This is a genomic window from Pseudoalteromonas ulvae UL12 (assembly GCF_014925405.1).
In the GTDB taxonomy this organism is placed as follows: domain Bacteria; phylum Pseudomonadota; class Gammaproteobacteria; order Enterobacterales; family Alteromonadaceae; genus Pseudoalteromonas; species Pseudoalteromonas ulvae.
Genome location: NZ_AQHJ01000034.1, coordinates 273,959 through 294,266 on the forward strand (window position 1 = coordinate 273,959; position 20,308 = coordinate 294,266).

The window sequence follows — 20,308 nt, forward strand, 5'->3', positions numbered from 1 at the left end:
CAGATGTTTACTTAATATGGGCATGTTACACGGGTTTAAAGTCTTCGAGCTTATTTTAACGTGTACGCCTCTGATTGTGAGGTGTTCTGTGGTGTTTATGTGATTCTTTGTACTGAAATGGATTTAAGTTTTCTTTATATTTAATTTAAACGATAGTTATTATCATTATTGATCTGATTGTTATTACCGTGTAGCATCTGGCGCAAATAACATTAATTATCATTTAAATAATGAAAGGGAACGCAATGAATACAATGAAAAATATCGCACTTTCTTTAATTGCAGCAGCAGTCTTAGCTGGATGTGGCGGCGATGATGGCAAAGACGGTGTGGCAGGCGCACAAGGTGTTGCAGGTCAAGATGGCGCTAACGGCACGAGTGTCTTTGTGACCACGCAAGATGTGATCAACACTAACGCACAACATGCGTATGCTGTGTATGCCGATTCATTGATTGCGGCGAAAGCATTAAAAGAACAGCTTGCAATATTTGTTGCCAACCCTACAGATTCAAACTTTACCTTAGCTAAACAATCATGGTTAGCGGCACGTGAACCGTACGGTCAATCTGAAGTCTTTCGTTTTCGCGAAGGGCCGATTGATAATTTAACTAAAGATGATGCGGGCAACTGGGTACTAGAGCCAGAAGCAGGCCCTGAGGGGGCAATTAATGCTTGGCCACTTGCAGAAGCCTTGATTGATTACACCCAAGATATGGATGGTTTACAAAATCCAGAAAACCCAAGCTCGCTCCCTGCTGGTGGCAATATTATCGCTGATATAACAAGCTTTCCTGTAATCGACAAAGCGACGATCCAAGCGCAGTTTGAGCGCGGTGATGATGAAGCGAATGTGACCTCTGGATATCACGCCATTGAGTTTTTATTATGGGGTCAAGATTTAAACGCTGACGGTACTTATACAGCCAATCGTGATTATTCTGCTGGCTATCGTAAAGCCAGTGATTTTTATACGATTGAGAATCAAATGGGACAATGTACGTCTGGCGAAGCCGGTGCTGCCAATGAAATTTGTTTGCGCCGCGCTGAGTATTTACTAGCTGCAGCTGACTTGTTAATTGATGATTTAAAATCAGTTGTTGATGCGTGGACACCAGGCAGTGGCTTCCACTATGTTGCTTTTACACAAGCAGAAACGCAAAAACAGTCTTTAGCTAAAATTTTAGAAGGAATGGGGCGCTTAAGTTACGGCGAATTGGCGGGCGAGCGCATGAGTATTGCCCTTCGTACTGACTCACAAGAAGATGAGCATTCATGTTTTTCAGATAATACGCACCGTGATATTTTCTTAAATGCCAAAGGGATTCAAAATGCCTTTAATGGCCAATACACTCGCTTTGATGGCGAAGTGTTACAAGGGGCCAGTGTTTACGATTTACTTGTGGTTGCAGGACACCCTGAACTTGCGAATAAATTACGCGGTGCACTTGAAGAAACTATGGCTAAAGCTGCAGTAATCGACACCACAGCTAAATTAGGGTATTCGTTTGATGTGCAAATTCAACAGCCTGAATTAAAAGGGGCTGTTACGCACACGATTGAAGCACTTAAAACACAAACTCAAGTTATTAAAGAAGTGATCGAAGCGCTTGAAGTCACGACAGGTGATCTTGAAGGTGATACTGACGAGTTTGGCGGTTAATCCTAGCTTGCATATTTAGCCCATCCATTTGGATGGGCTTTTTGCGTTTATTGGAAAGGTTAAGCGAATTAAGTTAAATGGGTTATTTTTCATCTTGCGTGGGGCGACAATGAAAAAGCAGTTTTGTGTAGTAAGTTGTGTTGTGTGGTTAGTGGCGTGTGGTGGTGGAGGTAATGAGCAAAAAACAGAAGTGATCCCTCCTGTGACTCCTCCTAGTGTGGTGATGCCGGGTCAACCTGACGATGGTTTAGCTGCGCTTAGCCCTATCACACCTGATAATGTTGAGCATTTAGCGGGTGGGGACGTCACCACCATAGTCAGCAATCAAGATGCGTTTAGTCAGTCAGCTCCCGCAATCCGTAGTGACTTTGAACTCGATGGTGTGTTTAAGTCTGGCGATCATTTATTTCGGGGAGTGCATGCAGGGCAAGGGCCACTTTTTAATAACCCGACTTGCCAAGGCTGCCATATTAAAGATGGCCGCGGTGAGGTACCAAGTCACCCTTCAGAGGCAATGAGCAGTATGTTTTTGCGGATCAGCGATGCGCAAGGAAATGCGGATCCTATCTATGGCGATCAAATTCAGACATTTGGCTTAAAAACAGGTCAATCACAAGGCTTGTTACCTAAGCACAGAGGGGCGATAGAAGAAGGTATTGCCTATGGCGAGGCGTATGCGTGGGTTGAATATAAGTTAATCGAAGGAGTGTTTGATGATGGCACGCCTTATCAGTTACGCCAACCAACGTATAAAGTAAAAGACTTATCTTATGGTGATTTTAATCCAGATGTGCGGTTATCACCTCGGGTCACTCCAAGCATTTTTGGCGCAGGTTTGTTAGAAGCCATTCCTGAAGCGTCAATTCTCAGTTATGCCGATGCAGATGATGTGAATAAAGATGGGATTTCTGGTCGAGCTGTGTTTGTTACTGAGCCGATTTCTTTACAGTCGAAGTTAGCGCGCTTTGGTTATAAGGCTGTGACAGCCTCAGTGTTGCAGCAAATATCAGGCGCTTATCGCGGTGATATGGGGATCACTAATGTGGTCGCGACGCAAGAATCGTGTACTGACTTACAACCAGCTTGTATTGAGCAAGCCGCTCAAGAACAAGATAAAGAGCAAGATGGATTGGATTTAAGTGCTTTAGCGTTAGCGCAAGTTGAGTTTTACAATCGTTTATTGGCTGTACCAATGCGACGAGGATTTGATAGCAATAGCCAAAGTTGGCAAGCGGATGTGTTGGCTGGCCGCACTCTCTTTTTTAATGCGCAATGTGCCAGTTGCCATATTCCGCGACATAAAACCGGCGAAGCGCAAGGAAGCTTACTCGGTGATGCGGGTTTACTCGATTTGGCTGACAGCCGCACACCGATTGCAGCCTTAAGCAATCAAGTTATTTATCCCTATACTGACTTACTTTTGCACGACATGGGGGGAGCTTGTGAGCTTATAGCGCGAGAAACAGCGCAAGGAGAGGCGTGTGATGACGGCGCGCAATGTTATTGGGTACAACGATGTCAGGGACTTGCAGATGATCGCCCAGAAGGCAGTGCATCAGGCACAGAATGGAAAACACCACCACTTTGGGGCCTAGGTTTAGTAAAAACAGTTAATCCAAGAGCGACTTTTTTACATGATGGCCGAGCTCGCTCAATCAGTGAGGCTGTGTTGTGGCATGGTGGAGAAGCAAGCGCGGCAAAAGATAACTTCAAAGCGATGACTTTAACTGAGCGTGATCAGTTACTGACATTTTTAAATTCGCTATAACAGTCATGATTAAAAAATATAGTTTACTCGTTCTTATCACTTGGTTGTGCGCCTGCACCGATGCCTCAAAAGCCCCTGAATTTTCTGATTCAGAATTACGCCCGGGTGGCGAGGCAACCTTAAAAAGGGTCAATACCCGAACATTTATTCATCCGTCTGGCAATCTTTCCATTGATCATGAATTGGAGTTTTGGGATGGACTGTCTTTTTTTCGTGATCCATGGGTGGCTTCACCTGCCATAACGGCAGATAGAGATGGCCTTGGGCCTTTGTATAATGCTCGTTCGTGTAAGGCATGTCATAGCCGAGGAGGTCGCGGTCGGTTGGTTACAGAAGGTGTGTCGAGTCCGATGGCGTTATTGTTTCGGTTAGGGCATGGCGAGCAACAGCGACCCGATCCTATTTATGGTGCTCAGTTGCAGACATTTGCGGTGCTCACCCCGACAAATTCACCTAAATTACAGGCTGAAGGACAAGTTGAATTGCAGTATGAATTCATTGAAGGGCAGTTTGCTGATGGTACGCGTTATCAATTACGTAAACCGAGTTATCGGATCGTTAATTTGAGTCAGGGAGAGCTGCATCAAGAAACGCAGATATCGCCTCGTTATGCGCCGGCAATTTATGGCATGGGATTGTTAGATGCGATAGATACACAGGATTTGCTCAGCCTTGAAGATGAGTTCGATAGCAATAATGATGGAATTAGCGGCCGCTATAATCGTGTACCAGATGTACTGACGGGCGAGATGTCAGTCGGGCGATTTGGCTTTAAAGGTTTGCACCCTACGTTGAATCAGCAAATTGCTGGTGCGTTTGTTAATGATATTGGGATTACTAATCCGTACTTTCGTAAAGAAACCTGCCAATCAACTCAGCTGGCTTGTTTAGCTGAAGCAAAGCGAGTTAAAGGGGAGGAGCAGCCTGAAATACCCACTAAGTTGTTGCAAACCACAGAATTTATGAGTGCTCAATTAGCAGTCCAGCCTACTCGAAATTTAAAAAGTGCCGAAGCCCAGTCCGGGCGAGAAATTTTTTATCAACTCGGTTGTCACCTTTGTCATCAGCCTCGCTTTAAGACGCGGGTGGACTATTCATTACCCGAATTAGCAGGGCAAGTGATTTGGCCTTACACCGATTTGGCATTGCATGATATGGGAGAAGAGTTAGCGGATGGTAAGCGTGAGCATTTGGCAAATGGCCGAGAATGGCGCACAGCGCCACTTTGGGGAATTGGCTTACAGCATCGAATTCAAGGCTATCAGGCATATTTACATGATGGTCGAGCACGAACCATCAATGAAGCCATTTTATGGCACGGCGGTGAAGCAAAAACATCTCAAGAGAAATATTTAGCCTTATCAGCAAGCGAGCGCCAAGCGTTACTTTTTTTCTTAACACAAATTTAATCAGTTTTGACAGGAACCAATATGAACAAATACCTATGTGTGATGCTGAGCGCATCATTATTAACGGCATGCGGCGGTGGGAGCAAGCAAAGTACCCCTGTGGTCGTTGAGCCTCCCCCTGTTGTGGTTAAAACAAACGAACAAGCGATGAGTGCGATACTAACGGACTTAGCCGATAAAGTGATTATTCCTGACTATCAGCAATTTCAGCAGCGCAGTGAAGCATTTGAAGTGGCTTCGACGCAGTTTTGCTCGCTGAGTCAAGCAAACCAAAGCGATTTGACAGCATTACAACAAAGTTGGTTAGCGCTAAATGCAGCTTGGCATGCAACTCGTGCGACAAAGTTGGGCCCGGTATTTAAGCAATTTCGCTATTCACGTTTGCAAACTTGGCCAGACAACAATGCAGCTGTTTCGCGAGGAGTGGCAACGCTTTTAGCCTCTGATAATTTAACTGCACAGGTTGTGGCCAATACTCAAGATGGTGCTCAGGGCTTACCTGCCTTAGAGTATTTAATTTTTGCTGAGCAATCAGAGAATAGCTTGCTCAATGCCACAGATAAAGCGAAGCGTTGTTTAGCTGTCATGGCTATTGCTGCCAATGTGACGCAACTGAGTACTGAACTCGTGACTGGCTGGCAAACTGAAGGAGACAACTTTCGTGCTCAATACGTCGCTGGTAACGGTGATTTTGTATCAACCAAAGATGCACTAGAAGAGCAGCTCACAAATTGGTTTGAATTAGTCGAAATAATTACGGATAACAAAATTGCTGAACCGCTAGATCTGTTATCGCCAGGGGTAATAACCAATGCTGAGCAATATCGCAGTCAAAGCTCGCTTATGAATATTGAACAAAATTTGCTGTCATTACAGCGCATTTACTTAGGTGGCCAGGGATATGGTTTTGATGATTATTTAGCAGAAATTTATCAGGCGCAGACTCTTGATAACGCAATCAAAGAAGCATTTAGCGGCGTTTTTACCACTTTGAATGATGTTAATGATGTGCTTGAAGTGGCCATCACAACCGATGACGGGCGCAGCCAATTAGTAGCGCTCAGTAACAAAATTAAGGCGCTGCGCACCATTATGGCCAGTGATTTTGTGCAAACAACGGGTCTTAATCCAAGCTTTAACTCTAATGACGGGGATTAATATGGTCGCTCTTTCGCGGCGTCGGTTTTGCCAATCAATAGCCGGTTTTGCTGGAATGATGATGTTGCCAAGCTGTTCATTGCAACAACGGGAAGAGCAGTTTGTTAGTGCTTACACCAATTCGCAAGGGCGACATTTTGTAGCTCGATTTAATCACCAAGCCAAGGTGCTCGCGCAAGTTGAGCTCCCGCTTCGTGGTCACGATATGGCGGTATCGCACACTGAATCTGGGCGCGTTTTGGTGTTTTCTCGGCGCCCAGGAAACTACATATTTGATGTTGATTTGAGTCGTGGCCATCTTAATCAAGTTATAAAAGCGAATGCTGGTCGTCACTTTTTCGGCCATGGTGTTTTTAGCCCTGATGGGCTACGACTTTTTACGACCGAAAATGATTATGACACTCAAACGGGCAAGGTTGTGGCTCGAGATGCGCAATCTTTGCAGGTGATTAATGAATTTGACAGTGGTGGAATTGGCCCACATCAGCTGGCGTGGTTAAATGATGGTCAAACTTTAGTGGTGGCCAATGGTGGGATTGCCACCCACCCTGATACGCCACGCAAAAAACTCAACTTAACAACCATGGCACCCAATCTTACTTATTTGGACGGTGTTAGTGGCGCAATCTTACAGCAGTTTTCTCCCCCTCATCATCAATTGAGTATTCGGCATTTAGCGGTCAATCAAGACAATAAAGTGGTAATTGGCATGCAGTTTCAAGGCGAACTCAGTGATATTAATCCGCTGGTGTTTACCCAACAAGGAAGTGGGCCGATCACAGCGTGCACTTCTTCAGTCGATGTTTGGCAAAAAATGAACCAGTATACGGCCAGTGTCAGTATTGATTTGGCGGCAAATATTGCAGCGGTCAGTTGCCCACGTGGTGGCTTTGTAAGTTTTTGGGATCTTAATCAAGACCTTCTGATTGATGAGTTTTCAATAAGAGACTGTGCAGGTATTTGCGTGACAAAAAACGGGTTTGTATTGAGTAACGGCAAAGGAGCGATACAGCAGGTTGCGCCTTTTTCGAGTAGTGCGTTGTCGCATTTTGAAGCTTCTGGGCACAAGTGGGACAATCATATGGTGAATTGGTTAAGTTAACGCTCAATACTCATGTCCTTTTAAATCCACACTTTGACATTTTTGTGCAAAAGCGATGAATAAGCATTTAAAAACTTTAACTTTCTTCGCTACATGTTAACTGGTAGGATTTGTTAATCTTCGCCTAGTTTAACCAAGCAGGTTAGAATAGCGTTCAAATTTTTAATTGGTGTAATAAGAGTAATGACACAGGCAGTAGATCCATTTGCAGACATCCGTCCATACAACGATGATGAGGTCAGCGCTTCAATTCAACGTTTAGTGAATGACGATGCTTTTATTGCACTAATCGCAAAGCACAATCTGCCGAGTTGGTTAACCCCTTTTCATGGCTTACTTGCGCCATTTTTAAAGCGTTATTTAGCAAAGCGATGGTCAAAATTTACCACGGTTGACCAAATTCAAAATATTGTCGCCCATTATTTGGGCCGAGTGATAAATGAAACCACGTCGCAAGTCACCTTTTCGGGCCTTGAGCATTTAGACGAGCAACAAGCGTATTTATTTATTTCAAATCACCGTGATATCGCCCTTGACCCAGCACTTATCAATTGGGGATTACACACCCATAAAATGAATACCGTGCGCATTGCGATTGGTGATAATTTATTACAGATCCCATACATCACAGAGTTAATGAAGTTAAATAAGAGCTTTGTGGTTAAACGTTCAGCCAAAGCGCCAAAGGAAATGCTCAGAGCGTTATCGCAACTGTCGGCTTATATTTTTGATTCGTTAAAAAGTAATAACTCTATCTGGATCGCGCAACGAGAAGGGCGCACTAAAGATGGTGATGATCAAACAGATCCTGCTTTATTAAAAATGCTTCAACTTAATGGCCGTAAACTGAAATTAGACTTTGCAGATTACGTACGAGAACTCAAAATTGTTCCTGTGTCTATTTCATATCAATTTGAACCATGTGCCATAGCTAAAGCCAAAGAGCGTTATCATAAAAGCACGTTTGGAGAGTACAAAAAAGCCCAAGGGGAAGACATTGAAAGTATCATGGAAGGATTTCGCTCTAATAAAGGACATGTGCATGTCGCTTTTGGTCAGCCGATAACCGACAGATGTGATACACCTGAACAACTAGCTCAGACAATTGATGAACAAATTTTATCGTCTTATTATTTACATCCTGGCAATTATTTAGCGGCTAATTATCAGCTAGAGAATATCCCAGCTAGTCAAAAAGCGTTATTTGAACAGCGAATGGCCCAAGTGCCTGAAGAGTTAAGAGAGCTGGTCATGGCTATGTACGCAAAGCCCGTTACAAAGCAATTCGCGTCACGTTAAGCACTAAGAAGCCGCAAAAGCGGCTTTTTTTGTACTTTTAGAAACGTTCAAATCATCCAATGTATTGATTATTCATCCTGACAGTTGTACAAAGTTCTACTAAGATTATTTAAGCCTGAATACTGCTTGGGGGGTTCATGCAACAAATTGAAATTTTTGAAATTCCATCCCCTTGTATCGGTGTATGTCAAACTAATAACCGCGGCTATTGCTTAGGATGTTTTAGAAGTCGTGATGAGCGTTTTAATTGGCAAACAATGTCAGATGTAGATAAAAAGCAGGTGATTGTTTTATGCCAACAACGTAAGCGACGGGCTGCGAACGCGACTAACACAAAAAAACCGACAGCCGAAGGTAAGCAAAATGATTTTGATTTTTAACCATTACGTATTTGAAGCATGACTATAACTGTAAAACCAGGCACATATTTTAAACTGACCATTGCACTGATTATTATACTCGGTTCGTTTGCTATGGCGGCCAATTGGTACATTGAAGAGCGAGCGAGTGCATTATTATTTCAAAATTTAGAAGAAGTTCACCGTAGTCAAAAAGCGTCCTATGAATACCTTGAAACAAAAAAAGAAATGGCACTGCTTGCACTCGCCTATGCAAATCAAGATCAAAAACAAGTGGTTAAATACCGAGACATTACGCGTCTTAAGATCCGTTCATTACGTAAAGAGCTCAATTTATGGCGTTATGCAGTTGAAGCGGACTTAAGCCTTGCCACTGACTTTGTCCGTGAAGCTGAACAAGAAGAATTAGACGAGCTGATTGAATTGTCTGAGTTAGTCGTGGCATTACAGCAAAATACCAACTTATTGTTGGCCAAAACAACCACGTCTGAGCTCACCTTTGAGCAGTTTAATGATTCTTTTGTGCAGTGGACTGAAGAAAATAAACCACTTGATGTGGCATTTTCGGAGTTAGTTCGTGAAACAAAAGCTGAAAATTACCTCGAACTAGATGAGTTTGGAGAAAAACTAAAACTGGCAAAACAAGGCGATGTTATTTTATTGGTGTGTACGGTATTAATCGCTGGGTTATTCGCTTATTTAGAACGCCGAACTACCAGTGCACCTTTACAAAAAATCAGCAACTTTTTGCTTAGTTTACGTAATCAACAAGCGCGAGAACTTGATTTAAGCGCATATGGTAATTTTTATCATCGGCTTGAGCAGCGCTTGAAAGCCGTTATCAGCTATCTTGAGAATGAAAAATTGCAACACCAAGATGAGATCAAACGCCTTCAGCATTCAGTAAATGATTTACATCAGCAACAAGAAATAAATGGCTTTGTACTTGATAACATTGCAGAGGCAGTCATTAAGACGAATTTAAGTGGTGAGATTATCTTTTATAATCGCGCGTTTGAATCGCTTTTGCGTGGTACTAAAATCGCTTTAATTCGTAATATTCAATCGATAGTTATTTTACGTTTACCCAGTGGGGAATTACTGCAGTTTGAACAGTTTATCAAAGAAGTGGCCGCGTTGAGTGAACAAAAAGCGCAGAAACATTTGTTATTAGATACGACTTCGGGTCAGCTTCAAGTCGAAGTGTCAATTCAGCTTTTAGATTCGGGAGTGTTACTCACTGTTGCTGATGCATCTGTGGTCCATCTTCAAAAGGCGCAAGATAATTTACTTCATAGTTTGTATGAGAGTTTTGAACAACCTATCTGGCTGCTCGATCAAAATTGGAACGTGTTGGATTTAAACAGTTACGCATGTAAGCAATTTGATAAAGAAAAACAGCAGTTTGTTGGATTTCGTATGCCCATGATTGACTTACTTTTGACTAAGCAGTTGGATTATCAAAGTATTACGCAATCTCTTGAAGAACATGGGGTTTGGACTGGGCAATTACTTGATTACAGTAAAGATTACCAAACAGTTCAAGTGGATGTTGAGATTAAAAAGTTAGCGACACCTTCATCGTTAGGCGTGTTTTTTGTAACGGTAAAATCAAAAGATTAAAGTCAGTTACAACGAACAAGCTGGCTACTTAACTTGGTGTTTTGCTTTGAGTGCGTTGAGTGTACCGTTGCTTTCATATTGCTTCAGTAAACTTGATATACGTTGATGCAGCTCTGGATGACTGTTATGAATATAATGGTAGCTGGAGGTGTTATTCACTGGTTGTACCTTATATCTATTGGCGGGCAAGGTACCGACTTCTGCTTGAAGGTGAAAATCTAATACTAAAATCGCATCTGTAAGCTCTTGATTCAAAAGAGTTAGTTGGCTCTTAATGCTGGTGACTTCTACTATCTCACCTAAAAAACCATGTTGTTCTAAAAAGTTATTGGCTGCGGGATAGGTCGGTACAATACTAATTTTATTAAAATCATTGATTTGGCAGGGGTCACATTGTGTTTTTTTGTGTATCAACAGTAATTGAAAGCTAAATAACGCAGTTGGCACTCGTAGTAGATTGTTATAGGTTTTTTCAATATCAATCACTCGTGCGAGCTGCCCATCTAGCTCGCCTGTATTGGCTGCAGTTAATGCGCGTTCTCGTGGAAAATCGACTAGAGAGAGTTGATAACCTGATTGCTGATAAGCTTGAGAAATTAACTCAATCACGTATCTTGATTGCGCTGTATCTGCAGGTCGATTGAATATTAGTGATTCAGTAGAGAGCAAGGGAGAGGTGAAAACGAAGGCAAAAATGAATAAGAGTCGATTTGAAATCATAGAGACCAATTTAATGATGACTGAGTCATGTTTGTATTTTTTCATATTTAAAGGTTATGGTAAGCTTCCTAGCTAAGCTAATATCTATACTCTCAGTGGGGCATTTTTAGTATATGAGTTATAACTTATGTCTTTTATCACGAAATGATAAATATCAAATTCAGCTAGAATATGAAGCATCTTATTGGGCTTATCAAGTTAAAAAAGGTAAAAAAACCCGCGACGTTGTTTATAGCACTATTCTTTCTCGCTCTGTATCCGAGCAAGATTTTTTAAAGCGCCAGTTTGAGCAATACCTAAGTATGATGTAATGCAATTGACTGAGTGTGAAATCGTTCAACTTGATGCGCTTAAAACTCCCTTAGTCAATAAGTTTTATGATCGTTGCCGTGCCAAAGGACGAGCTAAAAAACATGACAATGTATGGGTTGTTTATTATCGAAGGCAAATAATTGCGGCATGTCGTATTCAGTCTATAGACTGTGAATACTTCTTATCAACCGTCATGGTTGAACCTGCGTATCGAGGGCAAGGGCTTGCTCGTTTTTTTATCTTGAATATTTTGTCTCAGTTGAGTCAGCCTCTTGTCACTTTTGCTTATTCTCATTTGCGTGATTTCTATTCAAGCCTTGGTTTTACTGAAGTTGATGGTTTGTCGACTTCGTTATCAAGTCGTTTCAATCAATATCAAAAACAGCAAAGTAATCTATTAGCGATGAGCTTTGTGCCTTGAAGTGGAAAAACACACAAATTTAGTTACAAATCACAGTGTTTATGTTCATAATTAGTTAATCCTATTTACAAATCTTGCTTTTTAAAGGCCTAAATTTGTTACTAATCGCGCGTATTTTCTTAGTATTCATTTTATTTAGTCTCCTATGTCCATCGGTGTTTGCAGCGCCAGTAAAACGGCTCTCGCCTGACGAAGGGCTCACCCAGAGTCATGTCAATGAATTATTAGTTGATAAACAAGGATACCTTTGGATTGCGACGCAAGGTGGGCTGAACAAGTATGACGGAATAATAAATCAAGCCGTCGAAGGGCCTGATGGGATCTTAAAAGACATGGCTATTGATCTCTTGTACCAAGATATGTCTGGCACGATCTGGATTTTTTCATTGGCTCAAGGATTGTTAAGTTTCTCAGTAGATACTTCGCAGTATCGTCAGTATTTATTTCAACCTCAGTCTCTTGAGCAAAGCTACAGTCAGGCTGTTTATGCGATGCTCGATGTTGGTGATGACACTCATCTTTGGTTAGGGCGAGGCACTAATGTTGCGATATTAAATCGTCATACAGGTGAGATAAACACAGTACTTGAGATCCCAAATGCTGATTTTAAGGCATCTGCAGTTCGAAAATTATTGCAATTTGAGCGCTTTTTATTCGCTGCAACAACCGAAGGACTGTATGTATACGATGTGAAGTCTGGGCAATCACGTTTAGTCGAGCATACCGCTGAGACACCAACGTCCCTCAATCAAAACAATACCAAAGAGTTAGCATTAATCGATAATGAAACTTTATTGCTTGGCACAGTACAAGGGCTGTATCAGGTTGATATTTCGAATCTGGCACAAATGATGGAAACCCCTGATGTGCCGTTTAAAAATATTGAGCTAATTTCTGACTTAAATATCTGGACCATTAATCAAAAGTCAGATTATTTACACTTAGCAACGAATCAGGGCTTGTATCAATTTTACTTAAAAGAGAACCACTTAGTTAAAAATAACCTTGTAAATGAGCAGTTTACGTTATCTGATCCAAGCTTTGTGAATATGATTGAAGACCAGCATGGTTCAATGTGGCTGGGGACGAAAAATGATGGTGCCTTTTTCATTCCTGAAAACCGTAGTTTGTTTTTTAATTATCATAATGAAAACCTAAGAGGGCCTGGTTTATCTCATCACAATGTTTGGAGCATTGCAGAGCAAGGTGAATACGTCTGGTTAGGGACTAATAACGGCTTAACAAAGCTCAATTTAAGCACATATGAATCAGAAGTTTATTTACAAAATTACTTTGCAGATGAGTTTAATAGTGAGTTTAATATTCAGCAGTTTTATTTGGTTGAGGATCATATTTACTTATCTTCAGTCGAAGGAATGATGGCGTTTAATACGCAAACTTATCAACTTTCAGCCCTTGAAACGGTTACTGAGCAACATCAAGATTACTTAAAAGATTATAGTTATGGTGGGTATATGCTCAATAACGAGCAATTGTACCTTATCCACATTGAGCTTGGCCCCTATATTTATAATATCCGCACCCGTGGAATTACACCGCTAGGAGGGGATTTTACTGACTTAGATATGGAATTAGCTCAGCGTTTTTTAGCGCCATTACCAGATAAACCCAACCAGGTGTTATTTTTTCAAGGTGGAAAACTGTTTAGGGTGGACAGCGAACAACAAACGCTTGAAGTGATATATCAGCTTGATCGTATGGTACACAATAATTCAATCTGGTTGAGTAGCCACCTTGTCGATAAAAACAATATTTTATGGTTGTCGTTTACTACATTTGGTTTAATTGGCCTCGATGCCGATACGTTCCAAATTGTTCATCCATTTGAAGATGACAAAAAGGATATAGGCAGTCTGTTGTATGGGATGATCAGTGATGATGAGGGGATGATTTGGTTATCTACCCATCAAGGAATATTACGTTTTGATCCAGATAATGGGCATTTTCAGCGATTTACAGTCGATGAAGGTCTAGATACCAATGAGTTTAATGACAGTGCCAGTTTAAAATTATCAGATGGCCGGATAGCGTATGGATCAGTGAAAGGGTTAACAGTTTTTTCTCCTAAGCAAAACCGCCCACACCGCGATATTCTAAAGCAAGTGAATATTACATCAGTGAAGTTGATGTCACCGCGAATGAACCTGTCTTCAATGAGCAAAGTATCCGAAATTGAATTAGATCATGATGTAGTTGGTTTAGAAATCGCTTACTCAGCGATGACGTTTAAACTACAAGATCGAGTGGAATACCAGTATCAACTTGGTGAGCAAAAGCGCGTTTCAACAAAAAATAACAACGTTGTATTTCCTAAGTTTAACCCGGGAGTCTATGAATTTAAAATCCGCGCACGTGATCCTTTAACTGGCAATTACACCCCTTATACTTCGCTAAAAATTATTATTAAGCACCCGCCTTTTCGTTCGCCTATTTTTATGACTTTATATGGCTTATTGTGTTTAGTTGCCTTGTTTACATGGTTTTATCGGCGCAATAAAATTCAATTACAACTTGTGCAAGCACATAAAGAAAGTCAAGAGAGTGAAGCGAGGTTAAAGCTTGCTTTGGAAGGAAGCCAATCAGGTGTGTGGGATTGGAATATTCATTCAGCGATGATTTATCAACCGCGTTTAATTAATGAGCTTGGTTACGAATCAGAGCAATTATCATTAGAAGAGTATTTAAATAAAATTCATCCAGACGATAGGGCTAAATTTAGAATCGAGTGGTTGGAGTTTTTATCAACGAGCAAAGGTTTTTTTGAATGTGTGTATCGCGTCAAAGATCACCTTGGTCATTGGCGCTGGTATAAAGACTTTGGCAAAGTGATGGCATGGCAAAACGATATGCCTAGCCAAGTCGCGGGGACCTATACCAATATGACCCGAGAACTCGCGTTTGAAGAAAGTGCGCGGTTATTCAGTGCGGCTTTTGAGCATACACGTGACTGGGTACTCATTTTAGATAAACGGTACCGCGTTCGCGCGGTGAATAAAGTCCTGAGTGACGCGTTTTCATTTACATTAGAGTCTCAGACAAGTCGCTCATTAACTTTGGGGCTCAGTAAAGAAACGCGTCTTAATTATTTACGCATCATGGCTAAACTCAATTTAGGCGAACACTTTCAATCTGATGAGGTGGTAATAACTGCAGATGGTGTATCACATCCTGTTATTATTAAAGTCAGTACCATGGGTAATAAAGATGACTGTATTGATAACTATATTGTTGTTATTACAGATATTACTGAGCAAAAAGAGGCTGAAAAAGAGCTCAGAGTGCTTGCTAACTATGATCCATTAACAAAATTGCCCAATCGTTCACTACTCGTTGATCGCATTGCTCATGCGACAGAGCTCGGTAAACGACATCATAGTCGAGTTGCACTGCTTTTTATTGATTTAGATCACTTCAAACAAGTCAATGACACTTTAGGTCATGACTATGGTGACAAGTTATTGATCACTGTGGCTAATCGGTTGAAAAACATTTTAAGAGAGCAAGATACGGTCGCACGTCTGGGCGGCGATGAGTTTGTGATCTTAATAGAAGACATTGACGAGATTGATGAACTCATACCGGTTTGTCGTAAAATTTGCCATGAAGTAGGGCTACCTGTGCAGCTGGGTAATCACCTGATGAATGTCACTCCAAGTGTTGGTGTTGCGATTTACCCTGATGACAGTAAAGATCCAATGGGATTGTTGAAGTCATCTGACATTGCGATGTATCACGCTAAAAAGCAGGGTGGAAGTACCTATCAATTTTTCCACCAAGAGATGAATCAAAAAATTCAACGTAAATTGCAACTTGAAATTGAACTCAAAGAGGGCGTGCAACACGACGAGTTTATCAATTACTATCAACCAATTATTTGTGCCACAGAGCATAAACTTAAAGGCTTTGAAGTATTATTGCGTTGGCAACAGCTTACAGGCGTGGTGTCACCTGGGGAATTTATTCCTGTGGCTGAAAGTATGGGAATTATTACCACACTAACGTTAGCAACTTTGGAGCGAGCGCTAAAAGATTTGGCACATTGGCTGACAGTACAACCAGATTGTTATATATCCATTAACTTGTCGGCGCGAGATTTTGATTTTGAAGGCATTGCCGAGCAGTTAACCTTACGTATTGAGCAGGCAGGCATTAAAGCACAGCATGTGGTATTTGAAATAACAGAAAGTGCGCTGATGCAAGATACAGAAAAAGCACTCGAAGTCATGCTGAAATTAAAAGAGTTGGGTTGTCGAATTTATATGGATGACTTTGGTACAGGTTATTCCTCATTGGCTTACTTAAAGCGCTTTCCTATTGATGTACTTAAAATAGATCAAAGCTTTGTGCATGACATAGGTCAAGATGTGAGTGATGAGGCGATTATTCATTCGACGCTGGCTTTAGCGCATAGTTTGGGCAAAGCTTGTGTTGCAGAAGGTGTTGAAACACAAGTACAGGCTGAGTTTTTACAAATGTTTGGTTGTGATTACCTGCAAGGGTATTTGCTCTCTAAACCACAGCCAGCCGAGAATATTGAATCATTGTTAAACACTGATTGGCGAACGTATTTTTAAGTACTTATCCAACTTTATTTAACCATTTAACCATTTAACCATTTAACCATTTAACCATTTAACCATTTAACTATCTAAAGCATAGCTCAGTGATTGAGCTTTTCTCCGCAGTGAGGGCAGTAGTTTAATTGGCTGTTAGCGTTGAGTTCATTACGGATAGCCGCTTTTGTTTCTAGTTTGCTTAAGCCTAAATTTAATCGTAATTCTTCAAGCTTCATAAGCTCATCTTTGGTTATTTTACCGTCTTCTAATGCAGCATGGACATGGTCAGCAAATAATGCGCGACGTTTTCGTATTTGTTCAGAAAAACTAGAGGCAAGTAAACCGGTAGGGATAGCGACCATACCCATACTTAATACGGTGATCACACCTCCAAAAAATTTACCAACAGGGGTAATTGGCACAACGTCACCGTATCCAACGGTGGTGAGGGTCGCCATTGCCCACCACATTGCCGCAGGAATTGACCCAAATTTGTCTGGTTGAATATCATGTTCGAGTAAATATATGCCGCACGAAGCCATGATTAAAACAACAGCCATAATAAAAAAAGCAGCGAGGAGTGAGTTACTTTCTTCTTTAAATGATTGCAACAGTAGTTGCATCGCACGGGAGTAGCGAGTGAGTTTGAAGATCCGCAATAAACGTAAAGCACGTAAAAATCTTAAATCAAGATTAATAAAAAACATTAAATAAAATGGCAAAATAGCTATTAGGTCAATAAGGGCTAGCGGGCTAAACATATACTTGATACGAATTTTGAATGGGCTATCTGTTGCGTGTTCATATTGCTCTAAATCAACGCTCACCCAAATTCGGGTGAAATATTCAATCGTAAATATCGCGACAGAAATTATTTCAATCCAAATAAACAATTGTTTGTGCGCTTGGGCGATGGAGCTGACGGACTCAAGCACTATGGCAATAATATTAATACTAATCAGTAGCACTAATACAGCATCAAGCCAGCGACCTTTGTTTACATTTTTGCCAGAGCCTTCAAGGATCTCGGCGAGAACTTGTCGAATCGCGCGCACAGTGTAATCCAATCTATTTAAATTATTGATTAGTTTAAGAACTATAAGCCTTTGATACAATCTTTAGACTACTTTTTTTGAAGCGTCAGGTGGTGAGATCGAGCGCCATAGTAACGGTGCCCTCTTCAAAGTCTCGCTTCACGATAAACCCTAGTTTTTTGGCTAATGCAATCATACCGGTATTTTCAGGTAACGTAATGCCGCTAATGATAGACACTTGCTGATTTTTACAATGGTCGATTGCACTTTGCATCAATACTCTACCAAGGCCTAAACCTTTTAGGTCTGATCGGATCACAATCGCAAATTCGGCTTCATGGTTATCAGGATCCATTAGCACACGTGACACCCCTAGAGTTTGCCAACCTTGTGATGTTTCTTTAGACACAATAAAGGCCATTTCACGGTCATAATCAATCTGAGTCATTTTTGCTAGTTGTTCATGGCTAAAATCAGGCAACTCCCCAAAGAAACGCTTGTAGCGATCTTCTTTGCTGAGGGATAAATCAAATTCTCTGTGGGCCGCTTCATCTTCTGGTTTTATTGGCCGCAGTAAAGCTGTCGAACCATCTTTTAAGGTAATGATCTGCTCTAATTCTTTCGGATACGGGCGAATACAGAGGCGTTTCGTGCCTTTAATTTGATATTTTTTTAGCGTCATCATTGCATCAAGCACTAAAAATTGACCATCAATAGCCAGCACAGGATTGAGCTCAAGAGAAGCAATATCGGGTTGATCAACAATCAGTTGTGACACACGAGTCAATAAGGCGCATAAAGTGTATTTATCAATTTTATCAGGAAGGTGTTTGTCTTTGATAAAGCCTTTATCGTGAGCGGCAGCAATTAAATACTTAGCTAAGTTCATATTAAGAGGGGGAAGCGCAACAGCCGCCTGAGCGTAACTCAAACCTGTCCCGGATTCGCCGAGCAAGATAACGGGTCCAAAACAGGGATCACTCTTGATTGCGATGCGAAGCTCTTGTGCACCCGCTCTTGGCGCCATTTTTTGTAATGAAAAGCCCTCAATAATGGCATCCGGATAGGTTTGTTTGATGCGTAACAACATCGCAAAAGCTGTTTGCTCGACTTCATCGCCATCATTTAAATTAAGCACAACTCCACCCACATCAGATTTTGATTCAATACTGGGGCTAATCAGTTTGAGTGCGATTGGGAACCCTAATTCTTGGGCTTGCTCCTTTGCTTCACTTGGAGTGAGTGCCACTTCGGTTTGAATGATATCAATGCCGTAATGTTGCAAAATAGGTCGGGTTTGATAGGTTGATAAATAGCTTTGTTCGTCGAGTAAATGCTGTTTAATCATTTTTTTGGCTGAACGATTATCAACACTGTACGACTGTGGCAATGATTCAGGTGTTTGGGTTAAATGCTTTTGGTTGCGACGATATTGCACTAAATGCATAAACGCCCCAACAGCACCTTCAGGGGTGCGATAGGTTGGGATCCCACCCAAATTACACACTTTGCGTGCAGCATAAGCGGCATCTTCACCCATGAAATTAGTCAAAACATAAGGGCGCTGCATTTTTGGAAGGGCATTAACGGTATCGACGATAATTTTTGCGTACTCTTCGCTGGGGGCTAACGCAGATGGGCTGTGTAAAATTAATAAATTATCAACCTCAGGCGCTTTTAGCAGTATTTCAAGGGTTTTTTGATAGCGGCTCGGATCAGAATCACCAAAAATATCAACAGGGTTTGCAATCATGTCATCTTGCGGCATGACTTTATTGAGTTGCTGAATGGTATCCTCACTAAGTGTCGCAAGGCGACCTGAGCTTTGGATTAAGGTATCAACAGACATTACACCTGGGCCACCGCCGTTCGTTAACACAGTTAAGTGCTCTTTTTTAAGAAGTTTTGGATGAAGTGCTAGGGTCTGCGTGGCAGCAAAGAGCTCTCGTAAGTCGTTTACTCGTAGCATACCTGCGCGTTGGAACATCGCATCGTAAACAGCATCTGCGCTGGTATAACCGCCTGTATGCAGTTGAGCAGCCGCTGCACCTAAATTGGTTTTGCCGGTTTTAATCGCAATAACGGGCTTATTGACTGCTGCAGCGCGTGCGGCCGAGATAAAGCTGCGTGCATTGGCGATATTATCGATATACAACAAGATGGCTTGGGTTTTAGGGTCGCGCCCTAAAAAGTCAATTAACTCGTGGAAATCTATGTCGCAGCAATCACCCATAGAAACAAAATAAGAAAAGCCAATGCCTTTATTTTGTGCCCAGTCCAAAATGGTTGAGCACACCGCAGCTGATTGAGAAATAAAAGCTAATTTACCAGGGCTTGCGATAGTATGAGAAAAGCTCGCATTCAGGCCAATACTTGGGATCAGCAGACCCAAGCAGTTTGGGCCAAGTAAGTTAACCCCATGTTCTTTCGCAGCTTGTTGTAATGCTTGTTTTTGCGCTTCTTTAAAACCTGAGGCGATTAAAATGGCATGCTTACAGCCTTTTTCGCCGAGCGCTTTGATTAATGCGATTGAGATATGTTTATTGGTGCATAAAATAGCTAAATCAGGGACTTGCGGCAAAGAAGCGATATCAGGGTAAGCGAGTACGCCATGAACGGCTTTATATTTTGGTGTAACAGGCATAATGGGCCCATTAAATCCGCCCTGTAGTAAATTTCTCATCACAACAAACCCAGCTCGGTTCGTTTGATTCGAAGCGCCAATGACCGCGACAGAGCGAGGATTAAAAAACTGACTGATCCGCTTTACACTCATATTCTTCCCTCAAATATGCTGTTTAGAGGCCTTGTTTGGCCGATTTAGCCATAAACTAGCGTGTTTAGAATTAGATTCCAATTAGCGGT

The 20,308-nt window shown here is 41.6% G+C and carries 14 protein-coding genes; 11 read left to right on the top strand and 3 right to left on the bottom strand.

Annotation, left to right across the window (positions count from 1 at the left end):
- The first annotated feature begins 245 nt into the window (after positions 1-245).
- The 8 genes from PULV_RS17925 to PULV_RS17960 all read left to right on the top strand — a co-directional run bounded on the left by PULV_RS17925 (position 246) and on the right by PULV_RS17960 (position 10,379).
- On the top strand, positions 246-1,661 hold the full coding sequence (locus PULV_RS17925) for an imelysin family protein (RefSeq protein ID WP_193332419.1): 1,416 nt from the start codon (positions 246-248) through the stop codon (positions 1,659-1,661).
- Between the two features lie 109 nt (positions 1,662-1,770).
- Positions 1,771-3,429 (top strand): di-heme oxidoreductase family protein, encoded by a 1,659-nt coding sequence (locus tag PULV_RS17930; protein WP_193332420.1) that lies wholly within the window; start codon positions 1,771-1,773, stop codon positions 3,427-3,429.
- Between the two features lie 5 nt (positions 3,430-3,434).
- On the top strand, positions 3,435-4,838 hold the full coding sequence (locus PULV_RS17935) for a di-heme oxidoreductase family protein (protein WP_193332421.1): 1,404 nt from the start codon (positions 3,435-3,437) through the stop codon (positions 4,836-4,838).
- Between the two features lie 21 nt (positions 4,839-4,859).
- On the top strand, positions 4,860-5,996 hold the full coding sequence (locus PULV_RS17940; protein ID WP_193332422.1) for an imelysin family protein: 1,137 nt from the start codon (positions 4,860-4,862) through the stop codon (positions 5,994-5,996).
- Position 5,997: 1 nt separating this feature from the next.
- Positions 5,998-7,098 carry a DUF1513 domain-containing protein gene (locus PULV_RS17945; RefSeq protein ID WP_193332423.1) on the top strand — a complete coding sequence of 367 codons (1,101 nt, stop codon included), beginning with the start codon at positions 5,998-6,000 and terminating at the stop codon, positions 7,096-7,098.
- Between the two features lie 183 nt (positions 7,099-7,281).
- Positions 7,282-8,397 (top strand): lysophospholipid acyltransferase family protein, encoded by a 1,116-nt coding sequence (locus tag PULV_RS17950; protein WP_086744442.1) that lies wholly within the window; start codon positions 7,282-7,284, stop codon positions 8,395-8,397.
- Positions 8,398-8,534: 137 nt separating this feature from the next.
- A complete protein-coding gene (locus PULV_RS17955; RefSeq protein WP_086744443.1) occupies positions 8,535-8,777 on the top strand; it encodes a DUF1289 domain-containing protein in 243 nt (80 codons plus the stop codon).
- An 18-nt stretch (positions 8,778-8,795) separates the two neighbouring features.
- Positions 8,796-10,379: a PAS domain-containing protein gene (locus PULV_RS17960; RefSeq protein ID WP_193332424.1), complete on the top strand. Its 1,584-nt coding sequence runs from the start codon at positions 8,796-8,798 to the stop codon at positions 10,377-10,379.
- A 24-nt stretch (positions 10,380-10,403) separates the two neighbouring features.
- Here the strand turns inward: PULV_RS17960 and PULV_RS17965 are convergent, their stop codons facing one another.
- Entirely contained in the window at positions 10,404-11,144 is a 741-nt protein-coding gene (locus PULV_RS17965; protein ID WP_193332425.1) for a transporter substrate-binding domain-containing protein, read from the bottom strand.
- Between the two features lie 68 nt (positions 11,145-11,212).
- Here PULV_RS17965 and PULV_RS17970 point away from each other — a divergent pair, with 68 nt between their 5' ends.
- The 3 genes from PULV_RS17970 (at position 11,213) to PULV_RS17980 (ending at position 16,427) form a co-directional block, all read left to right on the top strand.
- On the top strand, positions 11,213-11,410 hold the full coding sequence (locus PULV_RS17970; protein ID WP_086744446.1) for a DUF3283 family protein: 198 nt from the start codon (positions 11,213-11,215) through the stop codon (positions 11,408-11,410).
- Positions 11,410-11,832: a GNAT family N-acetyltransferase gene (locus PULV_RS17975; protein WP_193332426.1), complete on the top strand. Its 423-nt coding sequence runs from the start codon at positions 11,410-11,412 to the stop codon at positions 11,830-11,832. Before PULV_RS17970 ends, PULV_RS17975 begins: the two co-directional genes overlap by 1 nt.
- 95 nt (positions 11,833-11,927) lie before the next feature.
- Positions 11,928-16,427 carry an EAL domain-containing protein gene (locus tag PULV_RS17980; protein WP_086744448.1) on the top strand — a complete coding sequence of 1,500 codons (4,500 nt, stop codon included), beginning with the start codon at positions 11,928-11,930 and terminating at the stop codon, positions 16,425-16,427.
- A gap of 86 nt (positions 16,428-16,513) precedes the next feature.
- Here the strand turns inward: PULV_RS17980 and PULV_RS17985 are convergent, their stop codons facing one another.
- Both PULV_RS17985 and PULV_RS17990 read right to left on the bottom strand, forming a co-directional pair.
- A complete protein-coding gene (locus PULV_RS17985; RefSeq protein ID WP_086744449.1) occupies positions 16,514-17,464 on the bottom strand; it encodes an ion transporter in 951 nt (316 codons plus the stop codon).
- Between the two features lie 85 nt (positions 17,465-17,549).
- The gene (locus PULV_RS17990) at positions 17,550-20,219 is read right to left on the bottom strand and encodes a bifunctional acetate--CoA ligase family protein/GNAT family N-acetyltransferase (protein ID WP_193332427.1); all 2,670 of its coding nucleotides are present in this window, start codon (positions 20,217-20,219) and stop codon (positions 17,550-17,552) included.
- Between the last annotated feature and the right edge of the window lie 89 nt (positions 20,220-20,308).

Bases quoted from the DNA above. Each gene is read 5' to 3' on its own strand.
- PULV_RS17925 (WP_193332419.1), top strand. From the start codon at position 246: ATGAATACAATGAAAAATATCGCACTTTCTTTAATTGCAGCAGCAGTC.
- PULV_RS17930 (WP_193332420.1), top strand. From the start codon at position 1,771: ATGAAAAAGCAGTTTTGTGTAGTAAGTTGTGTTGTGTGGTTAGTGGCG.
- PULV_RS17935 (WP_193332421.1), top strand. From the start codon at position 3,435: ATGATTAAAAAATATAGTTTACTCGTTCTTATCACTTGGTTGTGCGCC.
- PULV_RS17940 (WP_193332422.1), top strand. From the start codon at position 4,860: ATGAACAAATACCTATGTGTGATGCTGAGCGCATCATTATTAACGGCA.
- PULV_RS17945 (WP_193332423.1), top strand. From the start codon at position 5,998: ATGGTCGCTCTTTCGCGGCGTCGGTTTTGCCAATCAATAGCCGGTTTT.
- PULV_RS17950 (WP_086744442.1), top strand. From the start codon at position 7,282: ATGACACAGGCAGTAGATCCATTTGCAGACATCCGTCCATACAACGAT.
- PULV_RS17955 (WP_086744443.1), top strand. From the start codon at position 8,535: ATGCAACAAATTGAAATTTTTGAAATTCCATCCCCTTGTATCGGTGTA.
- PULV_RS17960 (WP_193332424.1), top strand. From the start codon at position 8,796: ATGACTATAACTGTAAAACCAGGCACATATTTTAAACTGACCATTGCA.
- PULV_RS17965 (WP_193332425.1), bottom strand. From the start codon at position 11,144: ATGAAAAAATACAAACATGACTCAGTCATCATTAAATTGGTCTCTATG.
- PULV_RS17970 (WP_086744446.1), top strand. From the start codon at position 11,213: ATGAGTTATAACTTATGTCTTTTATCACGAAATGATAAATATCAAATT.
- PULV_RS17975 (WP_193332426.1), top strand. From the start codon at position 11,410: ATGCAATTGACTGAGTGTGAAATCGTTCAACTTGATGCGCTTAAAACT.
- PULV_RS17990 (WP_193332427.1), bottom strand. From the start codon at position 20,219: ATGAGTGTAAAGCGGATCAGTCAGTTTTTTAATCCTCGCTCTGTCGCG.